Consider the following 1,664-nt stretch of genomic DNA (forward strand, 5'->3'; position numbering starts at 1 on the left):
CGCGCCTGCCCACCGCGCCTGCCCCCAGCCCGCCTGCCGAGGCCGACTCCGCTCGCGGCGCCGCGCCGTCCCCGGCCTCGTCCGGCCGTCGGGGGCTCGGTCCGTCCGGTCCCGGGCCGGGGGTGTCGTGGCTGGTGGGAGGGTGTCGACAAAACGGGGTGGGGTGATTCTGTAGCCCGGGTGATCCCCTGTCGTCGGCGTGTTCGCTAGGTTTCGACCCAACACGCACGTTTTGTGGAGGTTGTTGTGTCCACCGCTCACGCCGCCCCCGCGGCCCGACGGCCCGCCGCCGTCCTGTCCGACCTGCTGCCGGGCGCCCTCGCCCGCGACGCCGCGCTGGTGGCGGGATCGGCCGCCCTGGTCGGGATCGCCGCGCAGATCTCGATCCCGCTGCCCGGCACGCCCGTGCCGGTCTCCGGGCAGACCTTCGCCGTCCTGCTGGCGGGAGCGGCGCTCGGCCGCACCCGCGCCGCGCTCGGCATGCTCCTCTACCTGGCGGCCGGGGTCGCCGGGGTCCCCTGGTTCGCCGAGGGCTCCTCCGGCGCGTCCATGCCGTCGCTGGGCTACGTGCTCGGGTTCGTGCTGGCCGCGGCGGTCGTCGGACGGCTCGCCGAGCGCGGCGGCGACCGCACCCCGCTGCGGACGGTCGCGACGATGACGTTCGGCACCGCGCTGATCTACCTGGTGGGCGTGCCGTACCTGATGGCGTCCCTGCACGTGGACCTGGCCAAGGCGCTGCACCTGGGCGTCACGCCGTTCCTGGCGGGGGACGTGCTGAAGGTGCTGCTGGCGGCGGGCCTGCTGCCGGTCGCCTGGCGCCTCGCCGGCCGCCGCCGCTGAGCCTCGGCCGCACTCCACGCCGCGAAGGCCCGCCGCACACCGGCGGGCCTTCCGTCGTTCTACGGGCCGTCCCCGGTCGTTCCGCGGCATGCCCGGGGATGCCGGGGCACGGCCCCTGTGGTGTCGGGGCGCGCTGGGGTGTGGTGGCGCGGGCCCGGGCCGTTCCGTCGGCTCCGTCGGCGCTCCCCGCCACCGGATTCGCCGGGCTCGCCGGACGTGGGGGCGTCCTGACGCCTTGCGGGGTTTTCCTGGGGGCGTTCTGGGGACTTTCAGGGAGGTTCGCCGGTCGCCGCGAGCGGTCCGGCGCTGTGGCGCAGACCTCAGCGCACACCCCCACCCCGCCGGTTGAACGGGTTCAAATCTCCCGTAGAGTGGCGTGCGTGAAGCTCGCCGTGCACGCACCCGGCCGCCTCGTCGTCCGCACCACCCCGGTCGCCGACCCCGGCGACCTGCTGGCGCGGCTCCCCCACCCCACGGCGCTGGCCTGGGTCCGGGAGGGCGACGGCCTGGTCGGCTGGGGCGAGGCCGCGCGCCTGGAGCTGCCCGGCGGCCACGACCGGTTCGCCGCCGCCGACGCGTGGCTGCGCGAGATGTTCGGATCCGCCGAGGTCGACGACCCGCTGGGGCGGCCCGGCACCGGCCCGGTCGCGTTCGGCAGCTTCGGCTTCGACCCCAAGTCGGCGGACTCGGTCCTGATCGTCCCCCGGTTCGTGCTCGGCCGACGCGACGGGCGCGCCTGGGTCACCACGATCGGCGACCCCGCCGACGGCGCACCGGCCGGCGCGCCCTTCGGCGGGCTCGTGCCGCCCGTCGCGCCCGCCCCC

The 1,664-nt window shown here is 76.9% G+C and carries 1 protein-coding gene and 1 pseudogene; both read left to right on the top strand.

Annotation, left to right across the window (positions count from 1 at the left end; translation table 11 throughout):
- Positions 1-246 precede the first annotated feature (246 nt).
- Positions 247-840, top strand: a complete 594-nt coding sequence (locus tag DZF91_RS24075) for a biotin transporter BioY (RefSeq protein WP_117359576.1) — start codon at positions 247-249, stop codon at positions 838-840.
- A gap of 380 nt (positions 841-1,220) precedes the next feature.
- Positions 1,221-1,664 (top strand): annotated as a pseudogene (locus DZF91_RS24080) (isochorismate synthase); the annotation flags it as partial.

It is taken from the genome of Actinomadura logoneensis (assembly GCF_003428695.1).
GTDB classification, from domain to species: Bacteria; Actinomycetota; Actinomycetes; order Streptosporangiales; family Streptosporangiaceae; genus Spirillospora; species Spirillospora logoneensis.